Source organism: Sphingobacterium sp. xlx-130 (genome assembly GCF_011007405.1).
Lineage (GTDB): Bacteria > Bacteroidota > Bacteroidia > Sphingobacteriales > Sphingobacteriaceae > Sphingobacterium > Sphingobacterium luzhongxinii.
The window spans coordinates 155773-175266 of record NZ_WFKN01000001.1; the positions used below are offsets into that span (position 1 = coordinate 155773).

A 19494-nucleotide genomic window follows, 5' to 3' on the forward strand; every position below is an offset into this window, starting at 1 on the left:
ATTATTTCTTTGCTGAAGATTTTTTGCTTTGTATTTCTTTAGCTTTGTTATTAAAATCTTTTGCAACTTTATGTCGCCCTAATTTTTCAGCTGCACGGCGCATATACGGGTAATAGTTGAAACTAGTAAACTGCTTCTGCCCATTCTGTTGTGCAAGTTCTAAATCGCCCAAGATTCTAACCAACATTTTTTTATCTTTGGATTCTTGAATAATATAGTTAGACATAGCCAACTTCAACCTGTCTGTATATTTAAAACCAAACTTCTGCGCATACGTTACAGCATTATAAGCCTCCTCCCAATTCCTATTCATCAACTGTTCATAAATATAGAGCTTAGAGGAGAACTCCTGAAAAATTTGATTTCTTGAAAACAGATTGATATCCTTTTTCAGTTTATTAAAAGTATCCTCTTGTGCATCAAACGTTGTCTCCATTGTTGTTAGATCCGTAGGAAGCTGTATCATTCTACTAATGGTCAAACCTATAGTATTCGTCAATTGTCCATCTAAATTATTCTGATCTACAAATTTCAAACGACTAAATTTACTCTTGTTATCCAGCACATATCTTAAATATTTGGATTCATAGTCATACATATAAGGAGCAACCATAGCCCAAACAGGTTCTTGCAATAACTGATCATAACCATTTACCGTCAAGTAATCATCTATTACCTTTACTACCCCCTCTTTATCAAGGATATTGTTAAGCGATTTAACATATTCTGTCAAAAATGGCAGCTCTCTATTTCCATCTTCATATTTTATTTTTTGTGTGACTATACCTACCCCTTTAATAGCTTTTTTAGCTTCTTGAACAAACTCGTCCACACTCCGGGTACCGATCAGCTTATGCACGATACGCTTACTTTTGGGATCCACATACAATAACGTAGGATACCTTTTGATTTGTTCCGGGAAGAATGCGTCCAATTCAAGTCCATTCTCCTTTTCCATATCATACTTCACGTTGATGAAGTGTTCATTATAAAAGTCTCCCATTTCCTTCTGTGGAAATATATTTCGTTCCAACCCTTTACAAGGACCACACCATTCTGTATAGCAATCTATAAAAATCAGTTTATTTTCCTTATCTGCGATAGCCAGCACCTCATCCCATTTTTGGTTATCTTTAAAGACAATTCCTTGCGCTTTGGAAGCAACCGAGGATAACAGAAGCATTATTAATAATAGTATATTTTTCATAGTTTTATAACTGTATATTTGTTTTTCTTAGTAACCAATAATAGTCCATTATATATTACTAATATGTTTTAATATGTGATGGTAAGGCCATATACCTCTTGATATAAGCGTTTACTTCATTTAACGTAATAGATTCAATTATATTTTTGAATTCCTTTTCCTTCCAGACCTTACCTGTCCATTTAAGCTGATTTGATACGAACAACATCACCTGATCAGGATCATTATAATAATCGACATACCTGTTCCATTCTCTACGCTTCAACCCCTTGAGACTAGATTGATCAATCCCCTCTCTTGCCACTTTTTCACATAGCATATTGAATTCAACCAATGCCGTATCCAATAATTCAGGAATAACACGAAAGCGGAGACTTAACGATACATGTGGCGAAGGATGCACACCAAATGATGGTGTAGTTCCCCATGCATAAATCAACCCTTTCTCATTTCTCAGGTGTAGTAACATATTACGACTCATATACTCTTCCACCATACCTTGTAAGATATAGCGTTTTAACGTAATGGCCTGTACATTATCTTTGGTCATACGATTAACCAAATAAGTACGTCCTTTCGGAGCTTCAGCGAGTTCTATCGTGTCTTCTGCTTGATCATCTGCAGTTACGCCTACAAAACGCAATTTATCTTTTACCGGAATCTCCGATAAATAAGCAATCACTTGTTCGATATCGATATCCCCTTGAATGAAGAGGCGTGTTTGGCCAGGAATAAGCAAACTATTTAGTTTAATCTCTAGTTCGTTTTTATCCATTACAACAGAATTAGCCCCTTTTGCTCCCTCTTTAGACTTATTAAATTTTTCCAATTCCTTAGAAAAGGTCTTCTCATCTATTGCAAAGCCCTTGTATAAGTTGGCTAGATACTGGATCACAAATTCAAAGTTATCTGCTGTAAAAGTAGTTTCTACCCCTGATTTATACCCTTGATACTTCAGTGTCAAACTAGGACTACCCCAAGCCCTTTTCAGTGCATCAAGCTCTGACAAAGACTTGTTGGCAAAAACAGGATCACGAATCTCTTTAAATTGACTCGCAAATGGTTGTTCTTCCTTTTTCAATAGGACCGTACCAGCGTCTGTTTCTAAAGAAATAGAATTACGTCGGTCCGACTTATTCCAGATAATTTCCATACCATTTTTCAAACGATACAGTTGCATCCCATTAGGAAGAAGAGTTTGATGTTGGAGCATAGATTTTTTGTACCGAGGACGATCACTTTGAAGCAAAGCTTTAACTTCACCCGAAGATTTAGATCCCATGCGATGACGAGCCGTTGGCAATTGATAAGCGATGCGGACATCTGGCTGATTCGAAGATTCGTCGAGCAAATTAACCATGCGTACTTCAAATCCTTTACCATAATCTGGCAAGCCTGCTAAAAAAGCCCTAGAATTCGTGAATACTATCTCTGCAGCAGCCCTGATATCTTCCGGAGTAAGCTGCGCAGCTGCTTCGTCCAATGCCTGCGCAAAAACCGTTGGATCTGCTATGGGCAGGTTTGCCGTAAAATTAGAATATATACTATTCAATATTACACTAGGACTGTGTGAGTCGGACAGTTTTACCTTATATTTATAGACTGAAGAGCGAGACTTCCATAGCGATTGTAAAAAATCTACATCAACATCGCCATACCGCAAATGCGAAATTGCACCACCTATTTCTTTTAACCTATTTTGAAACGCACTCGTGTCCTGAAAATTAAATTTCACATTGAGTACCGAAGCGGTTGGCATATTTGACGGAATAGCGGCAGTGACCTCCATACCCGTTTTATAGCCTTCCAACATCCCTTTGAAGATATCCGTAATTAACTCCACAGCTATTGCTTTTCGCAACTCTTTACGTTGTGTCAGGTCGATCAATGGAAAACGATAAATCAATCTTCCCATAAATCCTTTACGCTTATCGACCTCTACCTCCGAAGGACTAAACAAAGCAACGTTATCCTCGTGTACCGGCAAGAAGGCTTGTGGCAATGCCGAGTCAACAACACATTTGGCATCAGAGAAAGCACTTTTCAGCTTTTGTTCTAACTCCATCGCACCAGCATCACCAATCAATACCAATGCAATATTTTCAGGACGATACCACTTACGGTAAAAATTTTCTACCTTTTGCGGTGTTATTGCAGCAATCTGGGCCGAATCTCCTAAGATAGTATGTTTCTCAAAATAACCACCACGCAAATTGGAAAGCCCCCCGCTGGAATAGGATGTTTTAGTCTCCGCCAAAATAGCCGGCCTTTCAATATCGACTTCACGCTGCGTGAATTGCATATGCCCTAAAACCCCTCGAATATACTGAATCAACTTATCTTCGGTATCTTTATTCTCCTTTGAATACGTGTAATTATAAATAGTCCGCACTTCAGATGTAAACGCCTGCCAGTCTTGAAACAGATTAAGCCCACCGTCATATACCAAATCCAATGACTTACGGCGATCAAATCCGGGTACCGAAGTAGAAACCAAATGTTCCAAAAAATGGGCAATACCTACCTCGTCTTGCGTCTCATATAAAGACCCCGTTTTAACGATCATACCAATCGCCATCTTTCCCTTTATCCAAGGAGTCGACAATGTATAATATTGTATTCCATTCGCTAACTTACCTTGTGTCGCATCCTTGCGGGCAGCAAAATCGCCTTGCGCATATCCAGTAGAAGTCCCACAAATAGCTACTAGAATAACTAACAACAAATTTCTCATTATAAACTAATATCCTCTCCTTTACGCATCAATTCCAAGTCAGCTGATACAGCTGGATTAGAACCTTTCATATTCTTTAACACTTCCTCCTTCAATCGGATACCTTTATTGCGATCACCAAACATATATTCTGCATTTGCATAAAAACTCAATGCATCCGTAGAATCTTGCGTCAGCTCAAACACCATCTTTGACCATTTTACTACATTCTGAGCTTCACGTTCGGATGAAGCAAACAGGCTATAATCTTTGATCATAAATTTCAACTTATCAGAATGTATCATCGCATTACTACGAAAACGCGTGTTTGGCTCATTCTCATATTTTTTTACGGTGGACAAGTGAGATCTATACAGCGCATCGATATCCATATTTTCTACTATTGCGTTTATCTCAGGCTCTAATAACCTCAAAAATGAAGGCCCCATGTATGTACTTTTATAATAGTGCATTAACAAGGAATTACGTTGATTCTCTGAGACATTCATTCCCCCCTGTTTTGCACGCTGCAAAGCCAAGTCGATATAAGTAGTATCTTGTTTTAAAATAGCATAATCAGAAGTATTTTCGGCCATCGTCTTGTTCGCCTCTTGGAATCGTTCACGCACATCTTTACGTACATACGATTGCCAAGCATCTGATTTTAGATTCTTCATAATTATGTCGTCAGCCTTTCCGCCATAAATAACCGCAGTCCAATGGTCATCAATTAATTTTGCCATTGCAGCACTTTCCTCAGCTACACCTTTCTGAATAAGCAGATATTGCTCCAATACATCCGTGTATCCTTTAGATTTACTCTCCTTTAATTTATCCAGGTATAAGCTTAAAAAATCCTCATTAGTCTTTTCTTTTTCATAGCGAGCCGCCAATCTACCGATACTATTCGGATCTAACATAGACTGGTACGCCTTTTTTACTACTGCCATAAACGCAGCTGTAGGCTTGGCACTTTGATCACGAAATACGACATTTCCATCGCCATCTAAAAAAACATAGCCCGGCAGGCCTTCAATAGCGTATTTACGTTTAAGTTCTATCCCTTCACCACGTTCTACGTCCATCTTAAAGGCGACAATATGTTTATCAAAATAAGCTCCTACTTCAGGATCTTTAAACACCGTAGCGTCCATTTTTTTACAGGGCGCACACCACACGGCATACGCATCGACGAACAACATCTTATTTTCACGAGATGCCTTAGCCAAAGCCTCAGCAAAATTTCCTTTCTCAAAATTTATACCTTGAGCCAAAGCCGACAATGAACAGCATAGAACCCCTAGTATTATACATAACTTTTTCATAGCATTAACTGTTTTTAAGATTCTCTAATTCAACCACTTGATCATTATACCCCTTATCCTTCGGATTCATGGCTTTTATAAGTTTTTCTTTTACCTGAATCGCCTCCTTTTTCTTATTTTGTCTGACCAATGCTTCCACTGCAAAATTCGTCAATGCAATATCTGTAGGAACCAACTGTAAACCATATTTAGCCCACTTCTCAACGTTTTTAAATTCGCCTTTTTTAGTAATTAAAGTAACATACTTTTCCAAGGCTTTATTCATATTACGCACCAATATTCCTGCGTCCAAATCCTTCTGCGCCAAACGGCTTGCTTCCGCATAAAACCCAACACTAACTGGATTAGCCTTTACATAATCAGCGTATCGGATAGAATCTTTAAGCTTTATTTCAGCGATTGATTTATGTGTAGTCAAACTATCTAAATATTTAACGGCTTCTTTTTTATAAAGACCATCCTCCTTTTTTAAAGCTATTAATTCTAACTTATAAGCATTATAGTCAGAATAGTAGGGCTTCTCAGGCATTTTAACCCATCTATCCAAAAAGACTTCAAACAATTTTGGATCTTGATTAGCTACTGCCACGCGATAGGTATTCTGAATTAAGCGATCAGGCATAGATTTCAAAGTACGTTCTTCTTTTCGAGTAGCTATATCTATATACTCCTCATAGTTTTGATTTAAAATTCTTTCCGCTTCACCACCACATGTCATATGATTATAATAGGCTAAGAAAAACTCCATCATATCGGCCGATTTTTCCTTTATATGCCGTTGGTTTTTAAGAAAATCCTCAATCTGAACCCTTGGACTCTCCGAAAAACTGATCATTTTAGCGATATAATTTTGTAGAAAGACAGGATCGTTCTTTTTTGTTTCGTACTGCTTCTTCAGATTGAAATAACTATTTGGATCATTTTGCATATCCAGAGACTTCTGTGCCTCATCCAATAATTTTTCTGCTTTGATAGAACCTACAACCTTATTCACCAACTCCCCCTGACCGTTTGTAAAAGTCATTGTTGGATAGGCCGCTACTTTAAATCTTTGTGCATATTCTTTTCCTTCTTTCTCTGCATCCATTTTTATGGACACAAATTTGTCATTAAAGAAATCACCAACCAAAGTCTGGCTGAACACTTCTTTATCTAACACCTTACAGGGTACACACCAGTCTGTATAGAAATCTATAAAAACTATTTTACCTTCCTTTTTAGCGCGCTCTGTTGCTTCTTCAAAACTTATTTTGTCAAACTTAATCCCTTGGGCATAGGTTGCCGCAAAATTTAATAAAAGCAAAAAAACGCTTATACATATTGACTTCATATAATTATTTATAGTTCTTTATTTGGTGGTTCATTAAGAAAAAAAATCCCGTAGCCGATATTGATCAGCTACGAGATTCTTGTATGTTATTAATTACGGTATTCAAAGATATACTCTCTTCCTGCAGGAGCAGTTACGCTAGTTCTTCTTCGCATACTCTGCAGTCTCCCTTTCTCATCCGAAGTATATACGTAAATTGAAGTTTCTGTTGTACCTTTTACAAGTCGTTCGAATCCATTTTTGTACATCAATAGTTCAAGTATATCCGAATTGAAGGCAGGATTGTAAAACTCAATCGGTGGCAAACCCTCCAAAAATGTAGGAATAGCCCAAGTGGTAACACCAGCGGCTTTGACCCGATTACTCTCACTGGATGCAGAAAGATCATATTCTGCAAAGAGACCATCTTCGTAAGACCATAACCACTTATTAACGGAGGTCTCCCTTTGAAAACCTAATAAGCGATCACCATCTATCCAATCCGTGACGGTCCAACTTTTTTCTTGATTCAGCTGCCCGCCAGCCCAAGACAATAATTTGCCCTGCGCATCATAAGTCAATGCATATTTAAAATTAGTTCGTGCTGCACCCGGGTTTTTCCAAGTCATACTAAACTCGTATACTTTCCCAAAATTGTTATACTTAAAATCATATCTGAAGTTCTCCTTACTAGTCAATACACCGTTGATGTTGTAATAATGCATCACACCGTCTATGGCGTCCAAACGATCAGGATTTAAGCTATTATATACAAAGTTGAGTTCACGCGTCAATTGAGGTGAATTCGAGGTATACGAATTCATTTTCACGCGGTAAGGTTTATCTAGATCTACCATTCGTAATATGATATCTTTGTAAGCCTTGGTGCCTTTACTATCTTCCAGCTCTACACGCAGCGTATAATCCTTATTTTTGACCGTCATTTCTTCCAACACATACCCCTTCTTATGTACCACGACAGATGCAGGTAGGTCATACGTGTGTGTATCAAACACTGTTCCATCAAGACTCAACGTATAACTTTTTACCGTATTCATACCTGTAGCAAATCGCGCCTTAAACATGATATAGTTATTGGTCAAAGAGATACGGCCATCACCTGAAATACCTCCCACCGTGATGATAGGTTTAGAAAAATCCAGTACTGTCAATGAGAATCCCTTATTATACGATCGGAGATTCTGGTCTATTACTTTGACGATGAAATGTAGTGTGGTATCCCGGTTGATTGACTTTAAATCTGCATCATAGATAAATGTAAAGTCCTTCTGGCCCCTGTACTCATTGTCGAATGAGGCAATCGGTTCATAGCTAGTACCATCCAATACTTGTATCTGAGCGACACCATTGGGTGCCTTAATATGCATAGACAAAGGATATGTGTCTATCGTGTCTCTGCGCACGGTATCGCGGACATCCTTAGTTGCATCTAATCCAGGATCTGGAAATTGAGGTTCTTTCCGGCAGGAGCCTATTAGGACTGCCATAAGCAAGAATAGACTTAAATATTTTAACTTTTTCATAACGATTAATTATAAAATTCTTCCATAACTGGATTAATCTGAAATACATCAATTCCCCAACTGTATAAGGTCTCGATCATAATTTTCATCCTCTTTTTGAACAATGGGGATTTTAAGTAATACCCGCGTATTGGCCCGGTACTGTTAGTAGCACTCTCACAAATAATGACGTTTAAGAAGTTGCGCACATCTACCATTTTGGAAGGAAAGTACAAAGAACTTCCTTTGTTTAATCTATAGGCAAAACTTGAACTCGTTACACTAGGAGACCGTTTTGAAAGTACCATCCCCTTATCAATATACCATTGTGCGTTAATTACACTCGTATCCGAAGGATGCGTAGGTGCTTTTTCAGCCACAGCCAAAGCATTGATATCTGTATTGTAAAGGCTTACCGCAGGTTCATAAAATTCTCCAGGAATAGCATTATAGAGATTGTTCTCATGAATCATATTCACTAAAAAACCGAATAGCATACGTTTTCTAACATTACTTTTATTCGTAGTGGACAACCTATCGTATTGCGGCTTACTAACGGCAAACAACTGTTCATAACCATTATACAGCGCATACCAAGTATCTTCGGAAACAGCCATCACCTCTGCTTCTGCAAGAATAAGATCAGGACTGTTTTTATTACCGTCTGTTGTTACCGTGTCGGCCAACAGAAGTTTATGTGGAAAATAGTCGCGCTTGAAAGTCGATGTGTAGGTCTTCGCACCCAACTTTGCTGGCGTAGTAATTTCATCCTTAAACGACTGTAATACCAATTCATCGAATAAAGCTAAATTAGCATCGGCCTCATCGGCTGCAATATGACTTATGTTAAAATTAGCCCACAAGTCGCGGGTACTACTCTTCCACATGCCAAACTTGAAATCTAAAGTGTCACTAAAGTTCAATAATATGTTTACACCGTATTTTTCCTTATATTCCTTTACCAATGGTTTAGAAAGATCAAGCTGTGCGGCTAATCTATCCGATTCACTGTAAGACGGTTGGAGCTTTTCTTCTTTGCTACACGATAGTATCAACAAAGTAAGCAGAAATAATAATCCAATATTTTTCATCATCATATCTTTAAATATTATCATCAATTGTCGTTTCAGGCAATTTCTCATAGCGCTCATTGTTTCGTATCAAAGGATTATTATCTCTTTCCTTTAATGGGATAGGAAGCGTGTAGTTGGGATCATTACTCAACAGCACATATTTTTCTGTACCTACCTTATTACCCGCATCGTCGGTCAATGTATACCGGTGCTCAATAGCTGGTCTATTTTTCATACGACGTAAGTCAAACCAGCGGTGGTGATCCTCAAAGCAAAGTTCTTTACGGCGCTCCAATAGAATAAAATCCAACAGAGAAGGTCCGCTAGCGGGGATTTGCACCGCGCTAGGTGCGCGATATCGTTTAGCAACTAACGCATTTAAATCAGCCATAGCATCACCTCCTAAATGATAGCGAGCCTCAGCACGATTCAAATAGGCTTCCGCTACCCGCAGGTTTACAAAACCTAATTTCGTAAATAAACCTTGCTTTTGGGGGTAATAAACTTCGCCAATCTTTTTGTCCATGCGGGTAAAAAAAGCATTAAAACGTAAATCATTCGTCTTATCGAAGAGCCTGATAAAAGCTGGATTCACTTGCCAGCCCGCATCAAAAGCTGACTCCGATATAGACGGTGCTAATAATCCTGAACTATACAATATGTCTGTACGATCTTCCGTAACATAAGGGCCACTTTCTACCATCATTGACAAAGGATTGTTTGCGATAACTTTTGAAGCATAGGCGTCTGCATTTTCCCAATCATTCATATACAAGTATATTCTGGAAAACAATAGATTACAGGCATCCACGGTAGGATGATATTTAGTCTTTGTGATACCACTCTTCATCAAAAAATCCTGCGCCATTTGAAGATCGGCTATTATCTGTTCGTAACTTTCCTTTAAGGTTGCACGATCATAAGTCTGTTCCAGGCCATTATCTATGCGCAACGGAATACCTAATTCGACATTCGCATTTTCCTTAGAATACGGCTTGGCATATAGATTGGTCAAATTAAAAAAGCTCCAGGCACGTACAAAATAAGCCTCACCTTTTATAAAATCACGTTCAGACTGAGCACCTTCTGCCTCTTCCACAAGTTCTATTACGTAATTGGCAATACCAACATCCTTGTACATATCTTCCCAGGCTTTATTATTATTGGTAGCACGAACGCCGTTCTCATCCAATTCGATTTCCTTTTGCCAACTATATATCGGCTTATAAGGTCTTCGGGTATTTTCTGAAGAATAGATGTACTCCACTATATTGTCTGCCATATAGTCTACAGCGCCAAAGCGAGCCACCTCTTTACTAAACTCATTTAGCAAGACCGAACTAAAATGCTCCGTCTTCGTAGGTATCAGTTGATCTTTATCCACTTCATCCAAAAAACCGGAACATCCTGTGAATAAGTTTAAAGTCAATATATATATAAATATCTTTTTCATGATTCTAAAGGTTAAAGTGAGAAACTTAAGCTAAAGGAATATGTCGGTAATGCCGGCATACCTATGCCCGTAACCTGCTCAGGATCTTGCCCTTTTAACCTGCGGTCAAAGGTCCATACCCCCAAACTATTAGCAGAAAACCCTACATTGGTAGATCTCAGCCCTATACGTTTTGTAAATCGATCGTTAAGGTTATAGTTCAGACTTAATGACTGCCAACGTATATGATTACCACTTACGACACGTTGGTCGCTTAGGTCGTACAAATTGTAGCCATTAGATCCCGGAGGAATAATGCTGCTATATTGAACAGTATAATGTGCATTATTTCCGGTACTATTAATCACCAGGCGATTATTACTTAGTCCAGGTATCGTAGCCCATGCCTCATCACCAGGGTTCCGCCAGCGATCGTTAAATTCGGCACTCATATTCTCCTCAGGCATTGGCATATTCTGTGAACCGTTATAAAGTGGTAACAAACGCACTTTATGACCAAATTTGTAAGAGAAGCCTGCACGAAGTGTCAGTCTACTATAACGTACTTCGGTATTGAAGCCACCATATACCTGTGGGGATCTGCGGCCCATATAACTCAAAACCTCATTAAAATAGCCGGCTATTGTTTCCGAGCGTTTCTCCAGGTTTTTATATTTAGGCAGACCACTATTGTCTAGTCCATCAAACTGATATGCATAAAATGCATCAACCGGGAAGCCTGTCAAATAAATGCTGCCTCCCAAATAGTTATTGACATTCAAGGCAGCCGACTCCGCTTCATATCCAGCCAACACCTTTTCTCTGGTCATGGTTGCATTTCCACCAAATGAAACTCCCCATTTCTTCGTCTTCAGGATAACACCACGCAGTGATGCTTCGTAACTGTAATCTTTTTTCTCCCCACCATTATACAACTGCGTCGCGCGACCATTGACCAAGGAAACAGGTCTCGACAGCAATAGGTCCGAACCGTGTGAATATGCAAAATCAAACGCTCCACTCAAGCGTCCTTCCAACCAGGAATGATTTAAACCGATATTTAGTGTCGATGTTTTTTCCCAAGTTAGACTAGCATTCGGGAAGGAGGCCATATTGGATCTCATTTCGCCAAAATCAGCATCATACTGATAATTTCTCAATACCATATAAGGTGTTGCCGAAGGAGGATTACCCCGAAACCCATAGGAAACACGCAAAGCTAACTCATCTGCTGCGTCACCAAGATTGAAAAATTTCTCTTGGTGGATATTCCAACGTCCAGATACTGACCACGTAGGTTTGAACTTATATCTTTCGTACTGCCCGAAACTATTAGATCCATCACTACGCATATTAAAATTAAATATGTAACGATTGTCGTAAGAATAATTAAAAATTAAAAAAGCTGAAACAGAATTACTAAGTCTATCCGTAATGGTTGGATAAATACTATATCCCCCCTGCCCTGTCATCCACTTTAATGCATTAGCATATTCATACCCCACGATCTCATTGGTACCAGTTGCATATACAATATTCTTTAGCGGAATAAAACTACGTCCGTACTCATGGCTATAGCCCGGTGAAGCCCAACCGCTGGATCCCTTATACTTGATAGAATTCAACTCATACCCAACATTAGCATTGAAGACATGTCGCGCTATGGTTTTAGTATAATTCAGCTGTAACTGCCCTCTACTCGCACTCTGCTGTGTCATAGCGGCAGAATATACGCCACCAAACGGAACAGTTGCATACTGCTTTACCCATGCATCAATTTTATCCTCCACGCCGTCGTAGGTACGTAGATTAGCTATGAAATTTGTGTTTTCAGCAATCCATTCGTCTTGAAGATTCGTCGTATTTCTTGTCGAAGCAAAAGCCCTTAACTTGACACCACGAAAAATATCCCAATTCAATTGTGCGCTGATATTCAAATCTTTATTATCCACCGATTTTTGGGAGTTATTCATCTCGTGCATCACATTATATTTACCTTTATTGATAATGCCAGACTGCTCCATTAAACGGGTATCAACATAAAACAACGATCCATCCTCATTACGAAAAGGCGTAGTACGCGAATTGTAATAGGCAGTATTAAAAAGATTAATAGAAGAATGGTTATACTTTCCTTCTTGGATAGAACCACTCATACTGACGGATATCAGCAAATTCTTACGAAGATTCAGGTCTATATTACTACGAGCTGTAATCCTATTAAGGTCTACTCCTTTTTCAGTTCCCTTATTATCATTGTAACCTACTGAAAAATAATAACGTAAACTATCCGTTCCTCCTGAAAGATTAACGTTGTGGGCTGTATTAACAGCAGGACGATAAAGCTCACCAAACCAGTCTGTATTCCGCGTTTCCGCCTGACTTACTTGACGTTGAAATTCTTCAAAAGTGATCATTCCTTTCCTAAATTCATACAATGCCTTCTCATACCCCAAATACGTAAAAATACTATTGGGATAACCTAAATTCTTTTGTTCAATTTCTCTAGAAACGTCTACTCGTTCTTTCGAATTCATCAGATTGAAGTTGCTATATCTTGGTCTATCGACAACACTGCTACTACCTGAATAGGACAAATTTGCGCGTTCTTTTTTTCCACGCTTTGTCGTTACCACAATAACACCATTGGCAGCACGGACACCATAGATAGCAGTAGCCGAAGCATCTTTTAGAATATTAATAGTTTCTATATCTTGTGGATTGATACCTGTAAGTGCATTACCTATCAAATTTACTTTATCAAAACTATTGATATCATCGGCCGAAAGCGGGACAGGATCTTCGTATATAACCCCATCAACCACCCAAAGTGGGGCCCGGGAACCTGTGAACGTACCACCAGAGCGCACACGAACTTTTGAAGCTGCTCCTGGTGTGGTACTCAATGTAGTGACCATCAATCCACTCGCCTTTCCTTCTAACATCTGATCCAAAGTCAATGCTCCAACGCGATCTAAATCAGAACCTTTGATCGTTTCTATAGAACTTGTCAACTCCCTCTTATCGATCTTTTGGTATCCCGTAAGTACCACTTCTTCCAGATTATTCATATCATCATCCAACACGACATCGATATTTGACTGGTTGGAGAATTTAACCTGCTTATTCACTTTGCCTATGTAAGAATATTGAAGTGTAGAATTGAGCGTTTCAACATATAGCTTATAGCGACCTTCTTTATCTGTGCTAATTTGCCGTCCCATTGGCAGCACTCGAATAGACACACCACTAATTGGATAACCACGGGTATCCTTCACAGTCCCATTAACCTCATAAAACTTGACAATGGGTTTGTTTTCTTTTCGAAATACAACAGTGTTGTCCTTAAATGTAAAAGAGAGATCCAATCCAGATTGATTGATGATATTCTGGACAGTAGCATTTACTGTGCTGCTCTTCACATATTTTATCTGTTTACTTCCTTTAGTGAGCGTTTCATTATAGATAACTTCACACTTAAAGTCCTTTTTGATCAGCTCACAGGCTTGTTTGAATGTAACGCTATTCTTCTGATTCTCTTGCTGCGCATAGACCCTTGCCATATGACTAATGCAGACTACGAAAAACAACAGGAAGTACCTAGCCATCCCTAGATTAATTCTGATTTTCATGTACTCTTTAGGTTTTATTAAATTAAAAAATTGATTAGCAGTCTACTTTACTACTACTTTTATTACTTGATCATTCTTCTTTACAAAGGAAATATCCCCTGTACGCTCGAGGATCCCTAACACTTTCCAGATATCCTTATCATAACTCACCCCTCCCTGAAGCTTAATATTAGCGCTCCCTAAATCATTTAATTGGAATTCAACAGGATACCAACATCGCAACAGATCCAGCAGGGACTCAACAGACAACCCGTCGAAGTCTAGATAATCGCGTTGCCAAGCTGTTATCCGATCCGTATCCACAGTGCTTTTCTTAATCCTGCCTGACACGATGTCCACTACGGATTGCTCCCCTGGTTTGATAACCGTTTGCATAGAAGCTGTAGAAACACGAACGCTTCCCTCCAACAAGGTCGTCATGATATTTTTGTTTCCAGCATAGGCTTTTACATTGAACACTGTTCCGAGAACAGTCACCTCTTGATGATCACTGATAACAGTAAATGAACTATGCGCTTGATCCTTCACAACTTCAAATAAAGCTTCCCCTTCCAGCTCTACCGATCTCCTATTTCCGACAAATCGTGTAGGATACCGCAATGAACTGCCTACACTAAGATGTACTTTGCTCCCATCAGGTAATGTCAAATTAAGACGTTGCCCCTTAGGCGTACGAATGGTGTGAAACTGTGGTTCATCAATTTGTTCTTGTTTGGGAAGGTACTCAAGAATAGTTATTTCATCTCGATCAGCGTTCACCTCATACTGCTCGACTCGTTGAAGGCCTTCTTTATCCAAGTATACAATTTCTCCATTCGACAATTCTAATGTAGGTACATCCGACCTCTCCATATTATTGGGGCTCACGATTGAAGTTTTCAGATCCTGATCGACGGGAGCCAAATAGAAGTGACGGACATACCATAACAACGGAACTAAGCATAAAACCAATATTGCAGCATATCTTAAATAAGATCTACTGAATAGACGAATCTTGGGCTTAGGTTGAGTAATGGCAAAAATCGAGGATGCAGTTTGTTCAGCTATTTGCTTACCATGATTTAATTCATCCATAGAAAGCTTTTCTTGTTGCAGCGAGTTCGCAACCAGTTCTTCCAAAGCAGCCATATACTTGCTATCCGACAATGCTTCAAGTAAAACACGAAGCTCAGCATTCGAGCAATTCCCTGCTAGATACTTTTTATATAAAACTTTAAAATCATTAATATTCTTCAAACCAATTTCTCTTGTTTAGAGCTAATACGTTTTGAAGGCAAAGAAATAACTATCTAATTTTACTTTTTTTTAACAATTTATTAACGAAAGACATAAAACAAACGATATCAAACCATTAGCATCTCCCTTCTTTATTAAATCCTTGAGCATTTTATGAGCTTTAGTAAGATGGTTGTTCACCGTAGGTAGAGAAATCCCGAGCTTCTCGCTAATTTCTTTATGACTAAAACCCTCTACTTTAGAAAGTATATATACATTTTTACACTTTTCTGGCAGCCTCTCCAATAATCGTAAAAATTCTTCTTTTGATTGCTTTTCGATTATATTCTCTTCTACATGCGCATAAAAATCAGAATATGTTTTGATTGCATATTCTTTGTATCTCGTGTCTATAGCGACCTTTCTAAAATAATCCATCACAAGATTTTGAGCCACTCTAAATAAATAGGATTTAAAAGATTTATCGGATTCAATAGTAGATCTACTATCCCATATTTTCACAAATAACTGTTGGAGAATTTCAGCGGCTATTTCTTCAGATTTTACAATTTTGAAAATATTGCCAGATATCATAGAACTGTATTTGTTATAAAGGATCTCAAATGCATGATGATCTCCCGATCTTAACAGATCTAGAAGCTGGCTGTCATCATTATTAGTCGTAGTATTCAAGATCAGTATTGTTTAGTCAAAGATTATAAATAAAGGGCAGAATCAAAAATACAATCTGTTTTTTTTCAACAATACGCCAAGCAATACAGCGGTTCACAGTAAGCTGAGAGAGCTAACCATTGTGTATAATAATATCTTCCGGAAGCGTCAAATAGATTTGTGCACTTTTTAACAAGCACACATTCGCTAGTCTACTTAGCCATTCCACCTTTCAGGTAGAGCTCCGGCAGTTGCTGAATTATCCCGGTCTCAAATAAACCGATAAGCGACATCCCTGACTAAACCGACTAAAAGATCATAGTTTTTTCTATTTTTTGCTACATTATATTAAAGCATCACAAGATTTTTTTTCGCCCAGAAAACAGGATTTTATACCCAAAATGTCCCACAATAAATACGAGCTATCCTAAAAGCAATCCCGTTGCTAGGCGCTGCTGCTTCCAGTCAGCACTACGGTATACATATGGCCGTGAAAACATTGGACGAAAAACTAACTATTATCTAGAGGAGGTCTTAAGAGCTATTGAAAACGGAAGGCTTGGAATAAGTGACCAATGTAGGTCAGAGCCTCCTCCGATCACCTCCGAAACAGTATGGAAAAAACTAGTCTCATAATTTGTTAAAAAAATGAAACATTTGCCGGAAGTGTAGCCAATGGAAAATTATATTTTTGAAGAACCATTTTTATCGAAAAATGCGGAACATATTTATAGAACATTGAAGGAATCATCGAGCACTACATCACATAGGACAGATTACGTTAATCAAAAAATGTTCCTGTCAACTAGCATGAACCCATAGTCCATCGATAATTAACAGAAACATAGAAATAAAAAAAGCGAGCTAGCACATGGTGTCCAAAGGTTAATGCCCTTAGCTATAGTATGGTTTTATTTTATATTTACATGCAATAGAATGTAACTTCTCTCGTAATGACTGAAGACTAGCCGTAAATTCGTCATTGTTTGTTAAAGTAAAACTAACCAGTCTCTTAGTCAAGTCACTATAATACTCTATACCTGTAAAAACCTGATCAACAAAACTTTGAATGTATTTACTTTTCTTGATGTTCATATCCTGAACACTTTCCTTAATCTGCTTTTCTATGTATTGTATATACAGTTGAAGTTCATTAATAAACATAGATGGCCTTTCCACATCCTTCAAAAGATCAAGCCGTCCATAGATATGGGAAACCATTTCTTCTAAATTGTAGATTCGGTTAAAATAAGAAAGGTTTGGACCTGGACATATGGCGACAGATAAATCTTTAATGGATTCATCAATATCATATTTCAAATAAGCAGATGAAGCCAGACCTTCACAAAGACAAGTCTTTTCCAAAACGTAATCGTAAGCCTTCTGAAGCTGATCCCCTGACAATTGGCTATTGGCTAATTCTTTGATTTTTTTTGATTGATATTTACGGGATGCTGTGCAAATAGGTTCTTTGGTAAATTCAGTATTAGAAACGAGGTATTTCTTGGTACAAGGCGCCCCTGGCCTACCTTTTTCAATACGCTCAAGTCTATTTTTTTCAGCAGAACTTTTCCTAAAGTTGTTAAAAGGTACGCCTAGAGGTGAAGCATCGCTTATATAAAAATCGGAAGCTGTAGCCCCCGCCAATAAGGTTAACGTATCTTTATCCACAGTTGTTGCTTCGGGTACTAAAAGAAATGGAGAACCCCATCCTGTACCATCTACTCGATAGTACTCCATTAAAAATTGTTGTTCGGCGGCTGTCCCGATTCCACCTTGAACGGTCAATCTAATCGGCTGAGGCAAATTGTATTTGGCTATCCCTTTTTCGCCGAGTGCCTGCTTATAAATGGCCAACAACTCTTGCTCCAGCCCGCCCCTTCTTTCTTTAAATTCTTCAAGAATAGGCCCTAATAAGTAACCTTCTGTAGCAAAAGCGTGACCTCCACAATTCAAGCCCGATTCGACACGAAATTCAGACACCCAAACCCCCTTTTTAGCAAGGTATTTTGCTTGGATCATAGCCGATCTATAGTCGCTCACTTTCAGAATTACCTGCTTTTGGATATTACCATTATAATCAGGAAAGAAAGCTGGAAGTTCACTTAGATACTGATAAAGTCTAGGATTTAAGCCAGCAGAAAGTACTAATGATGAAGATAAATTGCTATTAGCAAAGCCCCTCAAAGCAGACAGGGCATCTGAAGATAAGCCGCCAGCACCGTTCCCTTTAGTATCTTGTACCATTCTATCGACCTTAGCCATAATGTTCACGTCTATAGATCCCGCCACGATCTGATTTTTGACGAGCTCTCTCAGTTCCGATGCCGTTTTGGGATCTTTTTCATCGACAAAACGATCATAGAGCTGTCTCGCTATAGCGGAAGAGGGTAATAAGTTAAAATATTTTTTAACCTCAGGATCAGCATAAAGATCCCTTTCCCGCAAACTACATATTTGCTTATCTAAAAGATCTTTAAGCAAATTCAGATAGGCTGTAATACGCAGCGCTCTGGCATCGTCTTTACTCTTATTAATACGTTCGAACTCTACACCATTACACAATGCATGGTACTTACGGATATTTTCGATTAGCTCATCATCCACAATGGAGACGACAGAAGAAATTCCATATTTGCCTACTTTTAGCGGACTATCTATTGAAAATGCTAATCCTAATACCGGAAGGTGAAATTTATGATGCATAAATTAAATTTAATGTGGGAAAATACCATCGGAAGGAATGAATACCTTGCCTTTTACAATATCCAATTGTTCATCCTTTTGCATTTGGCGTATGGCACGGATCACTGTTTCGACCCTACAACCAATCATATTTGCCAGCTGTTGTCGCGTCAACATCAATCGTCGGCAATCCTCGCATATAAACTTACCATTATCATTGAAGTAGGTAATTAATTGCGAAACAATATACACAGGATCGTTACTTGCCAGTAATTCAGTTAATAAAAACTTAAATCGAAGCTTTTGCACGATAGATGATGTAAAGGCAAAATGTAAATCACTATATTCTTGTAAAATAATATTGAAACTAGATACACATAGTCTAAGCACTACAGATGGTGTCTCTGCTACAGCAGTAGCGGCATACACCCGATTATCGAACAAAGGGAGTTCGCCAAATGCGTCTCCAGGCTCAACCAATTCATGAAGGACTTCTTTTCCATCATCCAAAACATTGCACCAACGAATTCTTCCTGAAACCAATTGATAATAAAATGAAGCATGACTTCCTACCTGAAAAATAGCTTCTCCGGGAGATACCTGCCTATAAACAGCTCCTTTTTCTAAAAGTATTTCTAAAGGGATCATCGTTGTAAGTTTTTATAGTCGGCGAATCTTGATATCCAAAGGTAACGCCTCATTCTCAAA

At 38.5% G+C, this 19494-nt stretch carries 12 protein-coding genes; all 12 read right to left on the reverse strand.

What is annotated here, in order from left to right; all coding sequences use genetic code 11:
• Position 1 precedes the first annotated feature (1 nt).
• The 12 genes from G7B18_RS00595 to G7B18_RS00650 all read right to left on the reverse strand — a co-directional run bounded on the left by G7B18_RS00595 (position 2) and on the right by G7B18_RS00650 (position 19434).
• Positions 2–1207, reverse strand: coding sequence for a thioredoxin family protein (locus G7B18_RS00595; RefSeq protein WP_164121842.1), 1206 nt, complete (start codon positions 1205–1207; stop codon positions 2–4).
• A 58-nt stretch (positions 1208–1265) separates the two neighbouring features.
• Positions 1266–3941 carry a M16 family metallopeptidase gene (locus G7B18_RS00600; protein WP_164111905.1) on the reverse strand — a complete coding sequence of 892 codons (2676 nt, stop codon included), beginning with the start codon at positions 3939–3941 and terminating at the stop codon, positions 1266–1268.
• Complete coding sequence (locus tag G7B18_RS00605) at positions 3941–5245, reverse strand: thioredoxin family protein (protein WP_164121843.1); 1305 nt, start codon at positions 5243–5245, stop codon at positions 3941–3943. Before G7B18_RS00605 ends, G7B18_RS00600 begins: the two co-directional genes overlap by 1 nt.
• A 4-nt stretch (positions 5246–5249) precedes the next feature.
• Entirely contained in the window at positions 5250–6575 is a 1326-nt protein-coding gene (locus G7B18_RS00610; RefSeq protein WP_164121844.1) for a thioredoxin family protein, read from the reverse strand.
• An 89-nt stretch (positions 6576–6664) separates the two neighbouring features.
• Positions 6665–8098 carry a hypothetical protein gene (locus G7B18_RS00615; protein WP_164121845.1) on the reverse strand — a complete coding sequence of 478 codons (1434 nt, stop codon included), beginning with the start codon at positions 8096–8098 and terminating at the stop codon, positions 6665–6667.
• A gap of 5 nt (positions 8099–8103) precedes the next feature.
• Positions 8104–9192, reverse strand: coding sequence for a hypothetical protein (locus tag G7B18_RS00620; RefSeq protein ID WP_164111909.1), 1089 nt, complete (start codon positions 9190–9192; stop codon positions 8104–8106).
• Positions 9179–10603 (reverse strand): RagB/SusD family nutrient uptake outer membrane protein, encoded by a 1425-nt coding sequence (locus G7B18_RS00625; RefSeq protein WP_164121846.1) that lies wholly within the window; start codon positions 10601–10603, stop codon positions 9179–9181. The genes G7B18_RS00620 and G7B18_RS00625 overlap by 14 nt, the downstream gene beginning before the upstream one ends.
• 11 nt (positions 10604–10614) lie before the next feature.
• Complete coding sequence (locus tag G7B18_RS00630; protein ID WP_164111911.1) at positions 10615–14214, reverse strand: SusC/RagA family TonB-linked outer membrane protein; 3600 nt, start codon at positions 14212–14214, stop codon at positions 10615–10617.
• A gap of 42 nt (positions 14215–14256) precedes the next feature.
• Positions 14257–15450 (reverse strand): FecR family protein, encoded by a 1194-nt coding sequence (locus tag G7B18_RS00635; protein WP_164121847.1) that lies wholly within the window; start codon positions 15448–15450, stop codon positions 14257–14259.
• A gap of 69 nt (positions 15451–15519) precedes the next feature.
• Complete coding sequence (locus G7B18_RS00640) at positions 15520–16122, reverse strand: RNA polymerase sigma factor (protein ID WP_164111913.1); 603 nt, start codon at positions 16120–16122, stop codon at positions 15520–15522.
• 873 nt (positions 16123–16995) lie between these two features.
• On the reverse strand, positions 16996–18807 hold the full coding sequence (locus G7B18_RS00645) for a hypothetical protein (RefSeq protein ID WP_164111914.1): 1812 nt from the start codon (positions 18805–18807) through the stop codon (positions 16996–16998).
• A 9-nt stretch (positions 18808–18816) separates the two neighbouring features.
• Positions 18817–19434 (reverse strand): Crp/Fnr family transcriptional regulator, encoded by a 618-nt coding sequence (locus G7B18_RS00650; RefSeq protein ID WP_164111915.1) that lies wholly within the window; start codon positions 19432–19434, stop codon positions 18817–18819.
• Between the last annotated feature and the right edge of the window lie 60 nt (positions 19435–19494).

Bases quoted from the DNA above. Each gene is read 5' to 3' on its own strand.
- G7B18_RS00595 (WP_164121842.1), bottom strand. From the start codon at position 1,207: ATGAAAAATATACTATTATTAATAATGCTTCTGTTATCCTCGGTTGCT.
- G7B18_RS00600 (WP_164111905.1), bottom strand. From the start codon at position 3,941: ATGAGAAATTTGTTGTTAGTTATTCTAGTAGCTATTTGTGGGACTTCT.
- G7B18_RS00605 (WP_164121843.1), bottom strand. From the start codon at position 5,245: ATGAAAAAGTTATGTATAATACTAGGGGTTCTATGCTGTTCATTGTCG.
- G7B18_RS00610 (WP_164121844.1), bottom strand. From the start codon at position 6,575: ATGAAGTCAATATGTATAAGCGTTTTTTTGCTTTTATTAAATTTTGCG.
- G7B18_RS00615 (WP_164121845.1), bottom strand. From the start codon at position 8,098: ATGAAAAAGTTAAAATATTTAAGTCTATTCTTGCTTATGGCAGTCCTA.
- G7B18_RS00620 (WP_164111909.1), bottom strand. From the start codon at position 9,192: ATGATAATATTTAAAGATATGATGATGAAAAATATTGGATTATTATTT.
- G7B18_RS00625 (WP_164121846.1), bottom strand. From the start codon at position 10,603: ATGAAAAAGATATTTATATATATATTGACTTTAAACTTATTCACAGGA.
- G7B18_RS00630 (WP_164111911.1), bottom strand. From the start codon at position 14,214: ATGAAAATCAGAATTAATCTAGGGATGGCTAGGTACTTCCTGTTGTTT.
- G7B18_RS00645 (WP_164111914.1), bottom strand. From the start codon at position 18,807: ATGCATCATAAATTTCACCTTCCGGTATTAGGATTAGCATTTTCAATA.
- G7B18_RS00650 (WP_164111915.1), bottom strand. From the start codon at position 19,434: ATGATCCCTTTAGAAATACTTTTAGAAAAAGGAGCTGTTTATAGGCAG.